We start from the raw sequence: 17839 nt of genomic DNA on the forward strand, positions 1-17839 counted from the left end.
CGCGACTGGGCTGAGCCGACCCGAGCGCGACCAAGCCACCCGACCGGCACGGCCAAGCCCAGCCGCCCGGCCCAGCCGCCGGACCCCGCCCGGGGACCCCGCCGGTCCGAGTCCCAGGCGAGCCCGGCGCAGCGCTACGCGTCGATGCGCGACCGGTCCAGCGTCGCCGCCGAGCTGGAGATGAACTCCTTGCGCGGCGCCACATCGTTGCCCATCAGGAGATCGAAGACCTGCTCGGCGGCCTCCAGGTCGGAGAGGTTCACCCGGCGCAGGGTGCGGTGACGGGGGTCCATGGTCGTCTCGGCCAGCTGGTCGGCGTCCATCTCGCCGAGGCCCTTGTACCGCTGGATGGAGTCCTTGTACCGAACGCCCTTCGTCTGGAACTCCATGAGCTTGTCGCGCAGTTCGCGGTCCGAGTACGTGTAGACGTACTTGTCCTGCCCCTTCTTGGGCTGGACGAGCTCGATGCGGTGCAGCGGCGGCACCGCCGCGAACACCCGGCCCGCCTCGATCATCGGCCGCATGTAGCGCTGGAACAGCGTCAGCAGCAGGGTGCGGATGTGGGAGCCGTCCACATCGGCGTCGGTCATCATGATGATCTTGCCGTAGCGGGCCGCGTCGATGTCGAAGGTCCGCCCCGACCCCGCTCCTATGACCTGGATGATCGCGCCGCACTCGGCGTTCTTGAGCATGTCGGTCACGGACGACTTCTGGACGTTGAGGATCTTGCCGCGGATCGGCAGCAGCGCCTGGAACTCGGAATTCCGGGCCAGCTTCGCCGTACCGAGCGCGGAGTCTCCCTCGACGATGAAGAGCTCGCTGCGGTCGACGTCGTCGCTGCGGCAGTCGGCGAGCTTGGCGGGCAGTGACGAGGACTCCAGGGCCGTCTTCCGGCGCTGCGCGTCCTTGTGCTGGCGGGCCGCGATACGCGTGCGCGCGGCGGCGACCGCCTTCTCCATGACGACCCGGGCCTGGGCCGCCGCGTCCCGCTTCGTGGACGTCAGGAACGCCTTGAGCTCCCTGGCGATCACGGTGTTCACGATGCGGCGGGCCGCCGAAGTACCGAGGACCTCCTTGGTCTGACCCTCGAACTGCGGTTCGGCCAGTCGCACCGTCACCACCGCCGTGAGGCCCTCCAGGGCGTCGTCCTTGACGATGTCGTCCTCGGCGACGCGGAGCAGCTTCTTGCCGCGCAGCACCTCGTTCATGGTGCTGGTCACGGCGGTCTCGAAGCCCGCGACGTGGGTGCCGCCCTTGGGGGTCGCGATGATGTTCACGAACGACTTCAGCGTCGTGTCGTAGCCTGTGCCCCAGCGCATGGCGACATCGACGTCGAGTTCCCGGGTGACCTGCGTGGGCGTCATCTGTCCGTGCTCGTCCAGGACCGGCACCGTCTCCTTGAAGGTGCCCTGGCCGGAGAAGCGGAGGACGTCGCAGACCGCCTTGTCGCTGGCGAGGTACTCGCAGAACTCGCTGATGCCGCCGTCGAAGCGGAAGGACTCCTCACCCTTGCTGCCGCCCTCGCCGAGACCGAACTCGTCACGGACGACGATGGTCAGCCCGGGCACCAGGAACGCGGTCTGACGGGCGCGCTGGTGGAGGTTCTCCAGGGAGAGCTTGGCGTCCTTGAGGAAGATCTGCCGGTCGGCCCAGTACCGCACGCGCGTGCCGGTGCGGGTCTTGGGGATCCGCTTGGTCTTGCGCAGGCCGCCCGTCTCGAACTTGGCGTCGGGACCGGTTGCGGCGAAGGCGCCGGGGACGCCGCGCCGGAAGCTGATCGCGTGCGTGTTCCCGGCACGGTCCACCTCGACGTCCAGCCGGGCGGACAGGGCGTTCACCACGGAGGCACCGACGCCGTGCAGGCCGCCGGAGGCCGCGTACGACCCGCCGCCGAACTTGCCGCCGGCGTGCAGCTTGGTCATGACGACCTCGACGCCGGACAGGCCGGTCTTGGGCTCGACGTCGACCGGGATGCCCCGGCCGTTGTCCCGGACCTCCACCGAGGCGTCATCGTGCAGGATGACCTCGATGTGGTCGCAGTAGCCCCCGAGGGCCTCGTCCACGGAGTTGTCGATGATTTCCCAGAGGCAGTGCATCAGGCCTCGACTGTCGGTCGAGCCGATGTACATACCGGGGCGCTTGCGCACGGCCTCGAGCCCCTCGAGGACGAGCAGGTGCCGCGCGGTGTAGTTGGAACCGTCCCGGTCTGCTCCTGCCAGCAGCGCTGTGGACGGCACGGACGTCTCGGCGGTCACGCGGTTCGCTCCTCGCTGAATTTCAGATGTGGCCCTTGTGGGTAAGGGCGCGGCTTCGGTCGCCGCCAAGAGGGTACCGAGGCCTGGTAGAGCCGTTGTAACGCCACCCTCGTCCGAACTCACGATAGTCCAGAGTCGCATACGTGTTCGATCCCTCGTTGGAGTGAAGTACATATCACGTTCCCTTCGAGGCATGAACCATTTAGGCTCCGGGCACGTCCTCATGAACAACCGGCAACCCAGCCGGGAGGACGGACATTGACAGCAAGAGCGAACCCGTAAGACACATAGACACGCAATACGGCACATTCGCCGCCAACCGGCAGCAGACAGCCGGCCTCGAAGATTTTTTTCGAGGAGAAGCCCTGAGCGGGAACGTTTTGGGGCTGGTTGGATGTTGACCCTGGTACGACAGCTCGTCGAGCTAGAGAAGAGGCGACGTGACTACTGTTCTGACCCCCGCGAGCCCGTTGACGGCCGCCGATCGCTGCGACCGCTGCGGCGCCCAGGCATACCTGCGCGTCGTCCTGCTCAGTGGCGGTGAACTGCTCTTCTGCGCCCACCATGGCCGCAAGTTCGAGCCGGAACTCAAGAAGATCGCCGCTGAGATACAGGACGAGACGGAGCGGCTGACGACCGTTCCGGCATCCGCCAACGAAGAAGAGCGCTGACACCTCGCGTCCACGACGAGCCAGCGCCGGCACAGGCCGGCACACGGGCGGCCGCCCCTGGGGACAGGGGCGGCCGCCCGCGCCGTAGCCACCAATGGCTCTCAGGCTCCGTCAGGAGCCCGCGTGCGGCCCTCGCCGACCACTGCCCCACCCGAGCATCCGCATGACGTCAGACACGCGCGTATAGACGCCCGGACTGCCCGGGCGACCGCAGCCACTCCCCCAGGACACGAGCCCGACGAGCTTCCCCTGGGCGACGAGTGGCCCGCCGCTGTCCCCCTGGCAGGCGTCGACACCCCCCTCGTCCTCCCCGGCACACAGCATCGTGTCGGAGGCATAAGTGCCGTCGGCGCTGCCCGGGTAAGCGCGCTCACAGAGAGCGTCGGCCAGCACATGCAGGCGTGCCGCCCGCAGACTGCGCGCGTAGTCACCGCCCCCCGTGGCGTCGCCCCAGCCGTAGACGGTGGCGGCCGTCCCCGGCTCGTACGCCGCGTCACCGGGGGGCGCCATCGCGATGACGGAGGTGTCCGCCACCGGCTTGGCGAGTCTGAGGACCGCGAAGTCTCCGGCGTTGCTCCTCGCGTCGTATCCGGGGTTCACCCAGGTGTCACGGACGGGGATCTCCTGCCCCTGGTCCGAGAGCAGATCCGTACGGCCCGCGATGACCTTGAGATCGCGCACCCGGTCCGGCGGCGCCCCCAGGACGTCCTCGCCCAGACAGTGGGCCGCGGTGAGCACGGTGGTCCGGCCGACGGCCACACCGCCGCAGAACTGCCCCGCGCGAGTACCCCCGAAGCGGTCACGGCTGGACAGTGCCACGGTCCACGGCCCCTCGGAGATGTCGACGGGGAACCCGCCGACGACGACACTGTCGGCGGCCACAGGGACGGCGGACACCAGCGGTATGGCGCCCGCTGCGGCCGCCAGGATCAGCGACCGGGTCAGCGCCCGGGCAAAAGGACGACGCATGCACGTTCCTCACTCTGGGGTGGTCATGGGACACCCAGAGTGATCCACTGCAGCTCGACGCGCACCCGCTCAGCACGAAGGCCCGGCTCCCCTCAGGAGAACCGGGCCTTCGACGTCGTACGACCGCGACCTAGTCGAGGTAGTCGCGCAGCACCTGCGAACGCGACGGATGGCGCAGCTTCGACATGGTCTTGGACTCGATCTGACGGATGCGCTCGCGCGTCACGCCGTACACCTTGCCGATCTCGTCGAGGGTCTTCGGCTGACCATCGGTGAGACCGAAGCGCATCGAGACCACACCGGCCTCGCGCTCGGACAGGGTGTCCAGGACGGAGTGCAGCTGCTCCTGCAGCAGCGTGAAGCTGACCGCGTCGGCCGGGACGACGGCCTCGGAGTCCTCGATGAGGTCACCGAACTCGCTGTCGCCGTCCTCGCCCAGGGGCGTGTGGAGGGAGATCGGCTCGCGGCCGTACTTCTGGACCTCGATGACCTTCTCGGGGGTCATGTCGAGTTCCTTGGCCAGCTCCTCCGGGGTGGGCTCGCGGCCCAGGTCCTGGAGCATCTGACGCTGCACGCGCGCGAGCTTGTTGATGACCTCGACCATGTGCACCGGGATACGGATGGTGCGGGCCTGGTCGGCCATCGCGCGGGTGATCGCCTGACGGATCCACCAGGTGGCGTACGTGGAGAACTTGTAGCCCTTGGTGTAGTCGAACTTCTCGACCGCGCGGATCAGACCGAGGTTGCCCTCCTGGATCAGGTCCAGGAAGAGCATGCCGCGGCCGGTGTAGCGCTTGGCCAGGGAGACCACCAGACGGAGGTTGGCCTCCAGGAGGTGGTTCTTGGCGCGGCGGCCGTCCTCGGCGATGATCTCCAGCTCGCGCTTGAGCTTCGGGGCCAGCTTGTCGGCGTTGGACAGCTTGTCCTCGGCGAACAGACCGGCCTCGATGCGCTTGGCGAGCTCGACCTCCTGCTCGGCGTTGAGCAGCGGGACCTTACCGATCTGCTTGAGGTAGTCCTTGACGGGGTCGGCGGTGGCACCGGCCACGGCGACCTGCTGAGCAGGCGCGTCGTCCTCGTCGTCGTCGGAGAGGACGAAGCCCTTGGTCTCGCCGCCCTCCTCTTCCTCTTCGCCGGGCTTGATCTCCTCGAGGACCTCGTCCTCGGCGCCCTCGGCGTCGTCCTTGCCGGAGGTCGTCTTCTTCGCTGTCGCCTTCTTGGCGACGGTCTTCTTCGCGACCGCCTTCTTGGCGGTCGTCGTCTTCTTGGCGGCGGCCTTCTTCACGGGCGCCTCGTCCTCGACGGAGGCCTCGGCGGCGGGCGCCGCCGGGGTGGCGGTTGCGGTGGCCTTCTTCGTGGTCACCGTCTTCGCAGCGACCGTCTTGGTGGCGGTGCGCTTGGCCGGACTCTTCGCTGCGACGCTCTTTCGGGTGCGCTTGGGCTCCGCGGCACTGACCATCAGCGTCACACCCTCTTCCTCGAGGATCTGGTTGAGGCTGCGCAGTACGTTCTTCCACTGAGTGGCCGGAATCTGGTCAGCTTCGAAGGCCCGACGCACGTCATCGCCGGCGATCTGCCCCTCAGCCTTTCCCCGCTCAATGAGAGCCATGACAGAGACGGACTCGGCGATCTCCGGCGGGAGCGTACGGGATGTGCTGGCCGACACGAACAACCTCTCGGAACGTTGGAAAACGGCTTCCGGCCCCGTCCGGGATGGACAGGAACCGACCACCGGCCATGGGGGTGGGCCGACGGTGCGGGCGGGGGCCGGGAAGATGCACAGCGCCTTTCATGGCGTCCGTATTCCCTCCGCGGCTGTCACCTCTTAGGTCATCGCGTTGTTTCCACGAGCGTTACGCCCAATCTGCGTGGCCCGAGTCACACCCCGTAAGCGTTCAAAAACGGTCAGACACGTACAGAGGTGGTCAGCAGCGGGCGCTTCGAGGGAGGAGCCACCCTGTCGCACCGTCGGACCCCGCAGGAATCCGAAGGATCCTGCGGGGTCCGACGGGGGGACGGTTCACCGGCCGAACGATGCCCAGGAGGGGGAGGCACCCTCCGGCCGTACCGCCCGCGGTGCGTGGTCAGTGCTCGCGCGGCGCCGGCACCACGCGCTCGACCTCAGGATGAATGGTGAGCAGTTGCCGTACGGCCGCCTCGGCCGCGGTCCCGTCGCCGGTGGCGAGGGCGTCGACGATCCTGCCGTGCTGCACCAGCGACGCCTCGTTCGGCCTCTCGCATCCCGTGACCGGGCCGCCGGAGACCTGAAGGGCCGCCGAGACGATCCCCGAAAGGTGCTCCAGCATGCGGTTGCCCGCGACCTGGATGAGCAGGGAGTGGAACTCGGCGTCCGCGCGGGAGAAGGTGAGCGCGTCACCCTGCGCCATGGCGTGCCCCATGATCTCGACCATGTCGGAGAGCCGCTGCTGGACGTCGTCGCGCCCGTGCCCGGCGGCCAGGCGCGCGGCGAGCGGTTCGATCGTCCAGCGCAGCTCGTTCAGCTCGCGGCGCTGGTCGTCGCGCTGCGGCCCGAAGGCCCGCCACTCGATGATGTCCGGGTCGAGCAGGTTCCAGTCGCTGACAGGGCGCACGCGCGTGCCGACGTTCGGGCGGGCGCTGACCAGGCCCTTGGCCTCCAGGACGCGGAGGGACTCACGGACGACGGTGCGGGAGACCTCGAAACGCTGGCCGATCTCCTCGGGGACCAGCGGGCGGTCGGCGCCCAGGTCGCCCGAAACGATCATCTGGCCCAGCTGCTGGACGAGTTGGCCGTGCAGTCCGCGTCCACGGCTGCCCGCGGCGCGTCGGCCCACGCGGCCCAGCTCGGGGTCCGCGGCGTCCCAGGCGGACACCCCGACACGGTCGGCGGCGGGCGCCTCGGCATAGGGGTAGCGGTCGAGTTCGCCCGGGCCGGCGAGGCCGGAGTCTGCGGAGCGGGCGGCGGTCATCATGGTGTGCGCAAGGGTACTCACGGATCCTTTGTCGGCGCCGTCCTCAACTGCCTTGAGGTCTTTGGTGAAAAGCACACGAAAGGGTGATCGCTCACCCCGTCGCAATTGACGCCTTATCGGAAAGAAATGGGCTTTCCACGGGGAGTTGTGCGCAGAGCAGTGCCGGACGGGCGCGGACGGTCGTCATCGGACCCTGCTTCGCAGGGTCGTGAGCACATATGCGCAGAGCAGGGCCATCAACGACAACGTCAGCGCACCACCCACGGGTTGAGCGATCATGCGCGCCGCGGCGGAAAGATAGCGCTCTCCACCGAAGGGCCACTGCAGCAGAAGCCCCTCACGCAGCCGCAGCGGAAACCCGGCCGCCGTCCGCACAGCCGGTCCCTCCAAGGCCTTTTGTACGAGGGGTACGACCAGGACGGGCACCGCGACCACCGCCGCCAGCCCGGCCGTGGTGGACCGGAAGATCCCGGCGGCCAGCACACCGGCCCAGGCGCACCCGACCACGAGCCCGAGCCAACTCGCGCTCAGCGGCAGCCAGTCGGCGGGAACTTGCGCGAGCTCCCGTCCGTAGAGGAGATAGAGCACTTCGGCGTCGCAGCCCACCGTGAGAAAGGCCAGCAGCAGCGCGGTGGCCGCGGAGACGACGAGTTTGGCCGCGAGCAGCCCCAGTCTGCGGGGCACGGTGCCGCGGTCCGCCGCCAGGGCGGGGTGGCGGAACTCATCGCCGAAGGCGAACGCCCCGAGCAGCCCCGCGCCCAGCGCCGCGGGCGGCAATGGCAGCTCCTGCGGCCACGCCGCCAGCAGGCGGTGCTGGGGGGTATGACCGACACGGGCGAGGAGTGCGGCGGTCAGGGCGGAGACGACGAGTACGGCGGCCCCGGTGAGGAACCCGGTCCCGACCCCGGCGGCACGACGCACCTCGTACCGCAGCGGACGGAGCGGGCTGGGGGCGGGGCGGACGGAGATGGGGGGCGGGAGTTCGGAGAGCGTGATGGCTCCGGCAGCGGACCGGGGCCGTGAGGGGCCCTGAGGCACGGCACTCCTGGCCGGGTGGGGTGTGGCGCAGGCGGAAGGTTGCCGAGTGGTGGCGCCGTTGACTGAGGTGTCCGCCCGGTCGCTGACGTCGGCTGCCCCCGCAGCGTCGGTTTCGTGGACTCCTGGATGGTCGGCCTCGGCGACGAGCCGCGCCTCGTCGGCTCCCTCCTGGTCGGCCTGACCGTCCCGTGGCGACGACGACGGCACCTCCTCGGTCCCAGCCGGATCGAGATGGCCCTCGCGAGCAACGGCCGACGGCGACCGGTCGGCTCCGTCCGAGGCTTCGGGACCGCAGGCGATCCTGTCCGATCCCGGCTCGTCGGCAGACGGCATCGGCGGAGCATCCGAGGTTCCGGGTGCACCGGCTGAGGCGGGATCGTGTACGGCGGCGGGCTCCCGGATCGCGTCGGGCCAGCGCCCGCCCTGGGTGCCCCGCAGCGTCTCCGACGGATCCGCTCCCGCTCCGGGACCCATGTCGCCGATCTCGTCCGCGAGTTGGTGTACGAGGATGCCGTGGCGGAACGCGGTCTCGCCGACGTCGGCGCAGGTACTGCCGTACACGGAGAGACGGCTGCCGCCCTCCCGTACGACCTCGACGGAGCGCTGTGCCGTGCGGGCCTCTTTGGCGAGAAGGGTTGCGAGGCGGGCCGCGTGCGGGGTCCGGACGGCGACCCGGGGGCGCAGGCGGGTGCGGGAGAAGTCGGCGGCCTCCTGGTCGGCGACGAGCCGGCCCGCCTCCAGCGTGACGACCCGGTCTGCGGTGCGGGCCGCCTCCTTGGGGTCGGTCGTGGTGATCAGGACCGTGCCGCCCTGGGACGCGTGGGCACGCAGTATGCCGTGCAGCCAGCGGCCCTCGCGGGCGGAGAGGCCGTCGGCAGGGTCGTCGAGGACGAGTGTGTGCGGGTCGGACAGCAGGGCGCAGGCCAGACCGAGACGGCGGTCCATTCCGCGCGCGAGGGTGCCGAGGCGTTCCTCGCGCAGACTGACGAGGCCGACGACCTCGAGCACTTCGTCGGCGCGGCGCACCGGGACGCCCGCGGCGGCGCACAGCATGCGCAGATGGCCGCGGACCGTGCGGGCGGAGTGCCCCGGCACATCACCGAGGAGCACGCCGACCTCCCGCGACGGATGGGCGATCCGGCGCAGGGGGCGGCCTCTGAAGTAGGTGACCCCGCGGCCCTGTTGGAGTTCGAGCATGAGTCTGAGTGCTGTCGTCTTACCCGCCCCCGGAGCGCCGAGCAGCACGGTGACGCGGCCCGCGCGTGCTTCGAAGGAGACGTCGTCGACGGCGGGCGGAAGCTCCTTGCGGGGGTTGCTGGTCAGTCCGAAGGCCTGGATCACCCGTAGCAAGATAGCGCGCTATGTCCCGTTTTGCGGCCATAGCGAGGCCTGTCCCGCCAGCGGAAATCGGCCCGGTCGGACCCATGTTCGGCGCCGTCCGACGAGGCAGGTCTCCCCAGGCGGCAGCGACGGCGTCACATCTCGCGCCGTCGGGAAGGAGATTGAGTGCTCGTCACACTTCGGGGCGCAGCATCGGCGGGTTGAGCAGCGTGGCGCCGCCGGCCCGGAAGAGCTGGGCGGGGCGGCCGCCCTGGCGGGTGGTGGTACCGCCGGTGGGGACGAGGAAGCCCGGCGTACCCGTCACCTTGCGGTGGAAGTTGCGCGGATCCAGCGCCACCCCCCACACCGCTTCGTAGACGCGGCGCAGCTCGCCGACGGTGAACTCGGTGGGGCAGAACGCCGTCGCGAGCGACGAGTACTCGATCTTGGAACGAGCGCGCTCCACCCCGTCGGCCAGGATCTGGGCGTGATCGAAGGCGAGCGGCGCGACCGGTTCGCCGTCACGGCCGTAACCGCTCTGCTGCAGCAGCTCCTCGACCGGCGCCCAGCGGGCGTTGCTGGCGTCGCCACCCGCGCGCGGTGCGGGCAGGTCGGGGGCGAGGGCGAGATGGGCGACGCTGACGACCCGCATCCTGGGGTCCCGCTTGGGGTCGCCGTACGTCGCGAGCTGCTCCAGGTGGGCGCCGTTGTCCTGTACCGGGGCGGCCGGCTCGTGGGCGCGCAGCCCGGTCTCCTCGGCCAGCTCGCGGGCCGCGGCCTGCGACAGGTCCTCGTCGGCCCGTACGAAACCGCCGGGGAGCGCCCAACGCCCCTGGAACGGCGGCTCGCCCCTGCGCACCGCCAGCGCGCACAGGGCATGGCGGCGCACGGTCAGCACGACCAGGTCCACGGTGACGGCGAAGGGCGGAAAGGCTGACGGGTCGTAGGGCATGCGGCGATCATAGTCGTCTGCCTGACGATAAACACTCCCTTCGGCGGCCGCTTCGATGGCTGATCCACTGCGGCTCGAGCGGGTTCCACCGTCCTCCGTGTCGTCGTGCGGCGGCACGTCGTACCAGGTCACACTCCCAGTTGCAGCCCGTCGGCCGCCTCCTCCACCATGGCGAGGCCCAAGCGGCCGACCCGTACGGAGAACGGGGCACCCGCGATCATCAGTCCGGTCAGGACGATCTCGCCCAGCGGTGCGCTGCGCACCGGACGCAGGGTGACGGTCCCGGCGGGGGCGTCGGGGCGGATGCCCGCGAGCGTGGTCAGCAACAGCACGCCCGCTGCCGCCGCCGTGGCCGCGGGCCGGCACGCCGCCGGATGGGGAACGGGAGCGCTCCCGTCGGTGCGTTGCTCCCCCGCGTACATCTCGGGCAGCCGGTGACCGAAGGCCTCGGCCGCCGCCAGCGTGCCCCGCAACAGGGACGCCGCTTCCTTCTCGTAACCCGCGGCGGCCAGGCCGGCGAAGGCCACGGCCGACTCATGGGTGCGAACGGCTCCCCCGCGGTGGCCGAACGGGTTGTACCCCGCTTCTTTCGCACCCAGACCGCGCAGCCCCCACCCCGAGTCCATCGCGGGGCCGCCGAGCAGCCGGGCGAGCTGTTCGGTCTGCACCTTGTCGAGCAGCCCTGACGCCCGCTCACCCCCGCCCAACAGGCCCGTGTCGAGGAGGTGGACGGCTGCCGCTCCCAGGTGCGGCACGAGTCGGCCGTCGGGAGCGCGGGCGGCCGCGGGTCGGCCACCGCCCACGTCGTCGATCCAGAACTCCTCCCGGAACGCGGTCCGCAGTTCCTCGGCCCATTGCCGCAGCCCGGCACCACCCGGTCTGCCGCAGGCGTCCAGCAGATCGGCGCCGAGCAGCGCGGCGCGATGGGCATGGGCCTGTGTCTCGCAGCGGACCGGACCGGCGGGCTGGGGGTCGCACAGGTACGGGGCGTCGCGCACGGTGGCCAGCAGCCAGGTCAGACAGCGTTCTGCCGTGGGCAGTAGCTCTTCCGTCTCGGGATCGGGGAGTCCCCAGCGGCGGGCCTCCGCGAGGAGTACCGGGAAGAGCAGCGTGGCCTCCGTAGCGGTGCAGCTCGGCGGGAGATGTGTGCCCGCGTCGCGTCGGGGCCCGGGAATCATGCCGGACTGCGCTCCCGGGCCCCGGAGTTGGGTGCGGGCAAGGGTGCGCAGGGTGCCCGCGGCTAGCCGGGTGCCGAGGGGGAGGAGCATTCGGGCGGCGGCAAGCGCCTCGGCCGGGGCCAGGCCGCAGCGCCAGGGGGCTCCGGCGGCCAGGTGGGTATCGGTGGGATGCGCGGGGTCCCGCAGGAGCAGCGACTGGAGGTCCTCGATGCTTGTCCGGAGCAGTTCCTGGACTCGGGGATCGTCGCCCGCCGCCCTTGCGGGAGCCAGGGGGCTCGTGGCCGCCCGGCCCACGGCCCGCACGGGCCCCGCACCGTCCGGGCGGACCCGCAGCTCCACGCTCGTGCTGCCTCCTGGGGGCAGGACGAGCTCCCAGCGCAACAGTCCGGCCGAGGCCAGCGCATCGGCGGGCTGTGGGTCCGCCGTCACCGACGAGTTGCCGACGGGAGAGGACCAGCGCAGACCGGCGTCGTGGACGCTCGCGGGCAGTTCGGGTCCGGGGGTGCCGCTCGCGATCGCCCCCAGGTCGGCCAGGTCCGTGCCCAGGGCGACCTCGACGGGTAGGCGCAGCGGGCGCGGGGCCGAGCTGTGCAGGGTGATCCGTTCAGTGCCGTCCGCGTGACGGACGCGCTCGACGACGACGTCCGGGTCCGGGCCGGTGTGCGCGGAGGTCCGCACGGTTCCCAGGAAACGGGCGCTGTCGGCCGTGATCATGCGCGACTGGACCGCGACGGGTTCGCGTCCGGCCACTCGGACCTGACAGCGGGACAGCACGCGCCGACCGGCCCGGTAGAACCCCTCCAGCCCTCGTCCGGTCAACTGCCCCTGCTGCGTGGAGATCGCGAGGCCCGGAAGGGCGATGCAGATCAGGGCGGTGTGGGCGGACGGCAGGTCGACGGGGCGACGGGGTGGCGGAAGGGGGCTGCCATGGCCAGGTGAAGCCGGTGGACGACCTGGGCCCGGAGCCGTCACCGGACCAGGGCGTGCGACCCGGCCCGTCGGCCGGGCGGACGTCGCACCCTCCTCGGACGACGTGGGCCCGTATCGATCCTGTTCGGGAGAGGCAGAGGGTCCGCTCGGGCCTTCCGGCGCATGCCGGTCGGCGCCGTCCGCGTGCGGTGGCAGGCCTGTATGCGGTCCTGTTCCGCCCGCGGCGGAGCGGTTGTCGTCGGCGGTGGAGGGCGGAGTCGGCTGATACATGGGCGGCTTCTTCTGCGCTCTGTGCGCCTCGGGCGTGGTCGGCGTCGGGGTGGAGGTTCCTGAACGGCCTGGGCGGCACACCGGCAAGGCCCGTCCAGGCGTACCGCCACTCAGGTGAACGGAACAGGGCTCCTCGGGGTCACGCCTGCGACCGGCCGAGCCGACCGAATGGCGGCGGGTACGGCGGCGGTGTCGGGCAGCCGGGGGCCGGTATGGGTCGCTCTACCCCGGGCCGGTCGGGTCGGCCGAAGCCCTCTGGGCAGGGCATGGGCCGACATATCTGAGTTCGGTGTGCGGTCGGCCGAGGCCCTTGGACACCGACTGATGTGCCTAAGGGCGGTGTTCGAGGCCGCCAAGTGCCATGGCCGACAGCGTTGGCCGCCGTGCAGAGATGCCCCGAGGACTCAGGACCGGACAGCCCAAGCCCCTTGGATGCCGGAATGAACCTGCCTACCGGCTGCTCCTGCTCACACGTCACCGTCACTGTCACCGCCCCGACTCCGCACCGCCCTCTTCCGCGTGCGGTTCACCCGCGCGGCCAGCGGCCTCGTGCCTCCCGCCGTCGGCGTACGAGGACGGGAACCGTTCGCCCCGTGTCCCTGCGCCCTGGCGTCGGCGGCGTCACCGGATCGCGTCCTGCGTCGGCGTCCGGCAGCCGGTGTGGCGCAGGGTGTAGGCCCGTCCACGTCGTCCGCCTCGGCGCCTTCGGCACTTCCGCCGTCCTGCTGTTCCCTGTCCCCCCGTTCCGCACGCAGACATCGGCGGATGGACTCCGGGTCCAAGCCCTCGTTGCAGGCCTGGTGCAGCAGCCGCGCGAAGAGGTATTCGGGGTCCGCGCCGAGTGCCATGGCCAAGGCTTCCCTGGCCTCCAGGTCGTCGCCTGTGGACCAGGCGACCCAGCCGGCAAGGGTGAGGGGCGCGGCGGCGTGTTCGCCGTACGGGCCGACACAGCGCCGGGCCAGTGCCCGCCACAGCCGGAGCGCGAGGACGGCCTCGTCGCCCTCCATCCACTCGGCCGCGCGGTCGCGAGTGGTGCGGTCCTGGAGACCGAGAATGAGCGTCGCGGCCTCGTCGTGGTCGAGCAGTTGATCGTCGCGGAGATCCTCCGTGAGGGTGCCGGACACGGCCGGAGCCAGCGCGAAGCGCTGCATGATCTGCCTCGCCAGCTGGAGCGTCTCCTCGGCCACACCCGCGCGGCTCGCGCCGTCGATGATCCTCGGGACGATGGCCATGCTGCCCGTGTCCAGCGCGATCTCCTGAGCCAGGGCGGAGGCGTTCTCCCAGGGCAGCAGCCTGCCCCGCAACTCCCTGAGGGTGCCGCGTACCTGGAGCCCGGCGTAGGTGGCTGCGGCCGCCAGGACGGACGTGCCGGGCAGCCCCATCGCCTCCCCCTCGGGCGGGCAGCACTCTTCGCTCCCGCAGCAGTAGGACCAGAAGCGGCCGTCCGAAATGCACAGCGCCTCGATCACCGGCACGTCGAGGAGGCCGCACTCGACGCGCAGCTTCTGGGCGAGCCCCCGCAGCCGCTCCATCACCTGCCTGCCGGACTCGCCCTTCCCCGGCTCCTGGCAGAGGTAGGCGACCATCTGCTCGGGGCGGGCTCCCCTGCGTTCACTGCCGGTGACCAGTCCGTGCGCCAGCTGCCGCGCCACGGCGGGCCAGTCGTCGGTGCTGCCGGGGATGCCGAGCCGGGCCCGGCCCCCGAAGCGGCCCCGTCCGCCCCTGTCGTGGAGGGCGACCAGGACGATGCTGTCCTCGGGGCGGTATCCGAGCAGATACGGCAGGGCGTCGGCCAGTTCGGCCGGGGTGCGCAGCGTCACCTGATGCTCGCCGCCGTGGCCGTCGTAGGTGGTGCAGTCGAGGTGGCCCATGGGCGTCGCGGGGCCGCCCTGCGCACCATGGTGTGCGCGCGGCTCGGGCCCCGCCGCGTCGCCGTTTTCGGGTGATCCAGTCGTTTCGCTGTGGTTCGTCATGCGCAGACGATCTCGCGGATCATGAAGTTCCGCTTTGCCCTGTGGATAACCTCGACCAGGGACACGTCAATTCAGATCTTGACCGCGGCGCTCCGTCCACAGGTTCGTCCCCCCAGCACCCCCGCCCCGAGCCTTCCGGGCCCGGATTGTCAGTGGCGTCCTGTTGTATGGACGCATGGAGCACACGAGCAACGTCGATCTCCGAGTGGCCGCCGACGCGGTTCTCGCCCGTCTCGTCGGGGACACCACGGGCACGGCCCGGCTGCGGGAGGACCAGTGGCGGGCGATCGAGGCGCTGGTGGCCGACAGACGGCGGGCCCTCGTCGTACAGCGCACGGGCTGGGGCAAGTCCGCGGTGTACTTCGTGGCGACGTCGCTGCTGCGCTCCCGGGGCAGCGGTCCCACCGTGATCGTCTCGCCGCTTCTCGCGCTGATGCGCAACCAGGTCGACGCCGCGGCCCGGGCCGGCATCCACGCACGGACCATCAACTCCTCCAACACCGAGGAATGGGACACGGTCCAGGCCGAGATCGCGGCCGGCGAGGTCGACGTCCTGCTCGTCAGCCCCGAGCGGCTCAACAACCCTGACTTCCGCGACCAGGTGCTGCCCAAGCTGGCCGCCGCGACCGGACTCCTCGTGGTGGACGAGGCGCACTGCATCTCCGACTGGGGACACGACTTCCGCCCGGACTACCGGCGACTGCGCACCATGCTCGCCGACCTCCCGCCCGGCGTCCCCGTGCTCGCGACGACCGCTACCGCCAACGCGCGCGTGACCGCCGACGTGGCCGAGCAGCTCGGCACCGGAGGCACCTCGGACGCCCTGGTCCTGCGCGGCCCCCTCGACCGGGAGAGCCTGAGCCTGGCCGTCCTGCCGCTGCCGGACGCCGCGCACCGGATGGCCTGGCTGGCCGATCACCTGGACCAGCTGCCGGGCTCCGGCATCATCTACACGCTCACCGTGGCCGCCGCCGAGGAGGTCACCGCCTTCCTCCGGCAACGGGGCCACACCGTCACCTCGTACACGGGCAAGACGGAGAACGCCGACCGCCAGCAGGCCGAGGACGACCTGCTCGCCAACCGTGTCAAGGCCCTGGTCGCCACCTCGGCGCTGGGCATGGGCTTCGACAAGCCCGACCTCGGCTTCGTGGTCCACCTGGGCTCCCCCTCCTCCCCCATCGCCTACTACCAGCAGGTCGGTCGTGCCGGACGCGGTGTCGCGCACGCCGAAGTGCTCCTCCTGCCGGGCAAGGAGGACGAGGCGATCTGGGAGTACTTCGCCTCGCTCGCCTTCCCCTCCGAGGACCTCGTGCGCCGCACGCTCGACGTCCTCACCCGCGCGACCGGCCCGATGTCACTGCCCGCGCTGGAGCCGCTCGTGGAGCTGCGCCGTTCCCGGCTGGAGACCATGCTCAAGGTCCTGGACGTGGACGGGGCCGTCCACCGGGTCAAGGGCGGCTGGGTCGCGACCGGGGAGCCGTGGACCTACGACGCGGGGCGGTACGAATGGGTCGCCCGGCAACGCAAGACCGAACAGCAGGCGATGCGCGAGTACGCGTCCACGACGGACTGCCGGATGGAGTTCCTGCAGCGTCAGCTGGACGACGAGGGTGCCAAGCCGTGCGGCCGTTGCGACAACTGCGCGGGGGCACGCTTCACCGCGGACACGTCGACGGCCGCGCTGGACGCCGCACGCGTCGACCTGGGCCGGGCGGGCGTCGAGGTCGAGCCGCGCCGCATGTGGCCGACCGGACTGCCGGCGATCGGTGTCGAGCTGAAGGGCCGCATCCCGGCAGGCGAACAGACCGCGCCCGGACGGGCGTTGGGCCGCCTGTCGGACATCGGCTGGGGGAACCGGCTACGACCGATGTTCGCCCCCCACGCCCCGGACGGTCCGGTGCCGGACGACGTCGCGAAGGCGGTCGTGGGCGTGCTCGCCGACTGGGCCAGGGGCCCGGGCGGCTGGGCATCGGGGTCGGCGGACGCCCAGCCGCGGCCCGTCGGTGTCGTCACCGTCCCCTCCCGCACCCGGCCTGAGCTGATCAACTCCCTCGGTGCGCGCATCGCGGAGGTCGGGCGACTGCCCCTGCTGGGCTCGGTGGAGTACGCGGGCGAGGCGCCCCCGCTGTCCCGGAGCAACAGCGCCCAGCGCCTCAAGGCACTCGACGGGGCCCTCGTCGTGCCACCCGCCCTCTCTGCCGCGCTGGCCGAAGCCCGGGGTCCGGTCCTCCTCGTGGACGACTTCACCGAGACGGGCTGGACCCTCGCGGTGGTGGCCCGGATGCTCCGACGGGCCGGTGCGCAGGGGGTGTTGCCACTGGTGCTGGCCGTACAGGGTTGATGACGCCGAGTCGCGGAACCCGGTCTCCGACGCCACGCACCACCTGCCTGGCGCCTCGGGAGTCAGCACCTCTCTGAGGTGCGCGGATGTCCCAGGCGTCACACGGCACTTCGCCGGGTAGGGATATAAACCACACACCACCAGATTCCGGTCGGTGGCCCCAATTGCTCGTTGCCGCAACCAAGTTCGGCAGGAAGAATTGAAGTCCGCTCCCCGCACGGCTCGCCCGTGGTCCGGTAGGGCTCTGCTGCGGCGTGCGTTCCCCCGAATCCGACCTCGCCCGCAGTGTGGGCGCGTAGCCGAAGGGAGGACCGTGACCTTCGGATTCGCTCCGTCCTCCGCGGCATCCACGTCGACGCCTGCCGACCTGTCCGCCGCATCCACCAACCCGCTGACCCGCATGCTCGAACCCTCGGAGTGGGCCGCAGCCGGAATTCCCCTGCTGCGCAACCCACGGGAGGTCGTCAGCGGACTGCACTCCCGGCACCGCCCGAAGCCGGCTACCGCGATCGTGGCCGTGCTCGATGCGGACGAGCGGCTGCGCGCGAGTGCGTCGTTCACCCGGCGCCCGACCCCGGCCGACGGCTGGATGTTCCGCAACACGCTGCTCGCGCAGCTGCGCCGGGTCATCCCGCACGACCTGCGGCGCCGCACTCCGGTGCGTACCGCCGTGCTGCTCTACTGCCGGGACGGCGACGCGCGTTGGACGGAGGAGGACGGCGCGTGGATGTGGGGCCTACGGGACGCCTGCACGCTGCATGGGCTGCGCTGCGGCGCGTACATCACGCTGACCCGTGACGGCTGGCAGGTTCTCGGCGAGGGCCGCGGCGGCCGCCGCCCCCACTCCGACTCGTCACCGGAGCCCTTCGCCCTGTCCGAGGCGCCGCCTCCGCTGCCCCGCACCGGCGGTGCCGCCTCGGAAGTCCTGCGCCGCGCGGCGGCCCGCTGACAGACCACGGGAGAACCCCGACCGACTCCTGCGCAGCAGAGG

General features: G+C 71.2%; 11 protein-coding genes. 3 read left to right on the forward strand and 8 right to left on the reverse strand.

Annotation, left to right across the window (positions count from 1 at the left end; translation table 11 throughout):
- Nucleotides 1-134: 134 nt before the first annotated feature.
- A complete protein-coding gene (locus ACFY0U_RS08500; RefSeq protein ID WP_388632138.1) occupies nucleotides 135-2255 on the reverse strand; it encodes a type IIA DNA topoisomerase subunit B in 2121 nt (706 codons plus the stop codon).
- Nucleotides 2256-2695: 440 nt separating this feature from the next.
- Here ACFY0U_RS08500 and ACFY0U_RS08505 point away from each other — a divergent pair, with 440 nt between their 5' ends.
- Nucleotides 2696-2926, forward strand: coding sequence for a hypothetical protein (locus tag ACFY0U_RS08505; RefSeq protein ID WP_345656085.1), 231 nt, complete (start codon nucleotides 2696-2698; stop codon nucleotides 2924-2926).
- Nucleotides 2927-3037: 111 nt separating this feature from the next.
- Here ACFY0U_RS08505 and ACFY0U_RS08510 read toward each other — a convergent pair whose 3' ends face one another.
- The 7 genes from ACFY0U_RS08510 to ACFY0U_RS08540 all read right to left on the reverse strand — a co-directional run bounded on the left by ACFY0U_RS08510 (nucleotide 3038) and on the right by ACFY0U_RS08540 (nucleotide 14507).
- On the reverse strand, nucleotides 3038-3895 hold the full coding sequence (locus ACFY0U_RS08510; protein ID WP_388632142.1) for a S1 family peptidase: 858 nt from the start codon (nucleotides 3893-3895) through the stop codon (nucleotides 3038-3040).
- A gap of 130 nt (nucleotides 3896-4025) precedes the next feature.
- Nucleotides 4026-5561, reverse strand: coding sequence for an RNA polymerase sigma factor (locus ACFY0U_RS08515; protein ID WP_388632144.1), 1536 nt, complete (start codon nucleotides 5559-5561; stop codon nucleotides 4026-4028).
- A gap of 418 nt (nucleotides 5562-5979) precedes the next feature.
- Nucleotides 5980-6867: a FadR/GntR family transcriptional regulator gene (locus ACFY0U_RS08520; RefSeq protein ID WP_388632146.1), complete on the reverse strand. Its 888-nt coding sequence runs from the start codon at nucleotides 6865-6867 to the stop codon at nucleotides 5980-5982.
- A 162-nt stretch (nucleotides 6868-7029) separates the two neighbouring features.
- A complete protein-coding gene (locus tag ACFY0U_RS08525; protein ID WP_388632149.1) occupies nucleotides 7030-9225 on the reverse strand; it encodes an ATP-binding cassette domain-containing protein in 2196 nt (731 codons plus the stop codon).
- 172 nt (nucleotides 9226-9397) lie between these two features.
- Nucleotides 9398-10156 (reverse strand): NUDIX domain-containing protein, encoded by a 759-nt coding sequence (locus ACFY0U_RS08530; protein WP_388632152.1) that lies wholly within the window; start codon nucleotides 10154-10156, stop codon nucleotides 9398-9400.
- Nucleotides 10157-10284: 128 nt separating this feature from the next.
- Nucleotides 10285-12201: a glycogen debranching N-terminal domain-containing protein gene (locus ACFY0U_RS08535; RefSeq protein WP_388632390.1), complete on the reverse strand. Its 1917-nt coding sequence runs from the start codon at nucleotides 12199-12201 to the stop codon at nucleotides 10285-10287.
- Between the two features lie 800 nt (nucleotides 12202-13001).
- Nucleotides 13002-14507 carry a DUF4192 domain-containing protein gene (locus ACFY0U_RS08540; RefSeq protein WP_388632155.1) on the reverse strand — a complete coding sequence of 502 codons (1506 nt, stop codon included), beginning with the start codon at nucleotides 14505-14507 and terminating at the stop codon, nucleotides 13002-13004.
- Nucleotides 14508-14682: 175 nt separating this feature from the next.
- Between ACFY0U_RS08540 and ACFY0U_RS08545 the strand changes: the two genes are divergently transcribed.
- Together ACFY0U_RS08545 and ACFY0U_RS08550 are read left to right on the forward strand one after the other, a co-directional pair.
- Nucleotides 14683-16848, forward strand: coding sequence for a RecQ family ATP-dependent DNA helicase (locus tag ACFY0U_RS08545; RefSeq protein ID WP_388632158.1), 2166 nt, complete (start codon nucleotides 14683-14685; stop codon nucleotides 16846-16848).
- A gap of 313 nt (nucleotides 16849-17161) precedes the next feature.
- Nucleotides 17162-17797: a hypothetical protein gene (locus ACFY0U_RS08550; RefSeq protein ID WP_388632161.1), complete on the forward strand. Its 636-nt coding sequence runs from the start codon at nucleotides 17162-17164 to the stop codon at nucleotides 17795-17797.
- Nucleotides 17798-17839: the final 42 nt, after the last annotated feature.

Source organism: Streptomyces sp. NPDC001536 (assembly GCF_042894505.1).
Classification (GTDB): domain Bacteria; phylum Actinomycetota; class Actinomycetes; order Streptomycetales; family Streptomycetaceae; genus Streptomyces.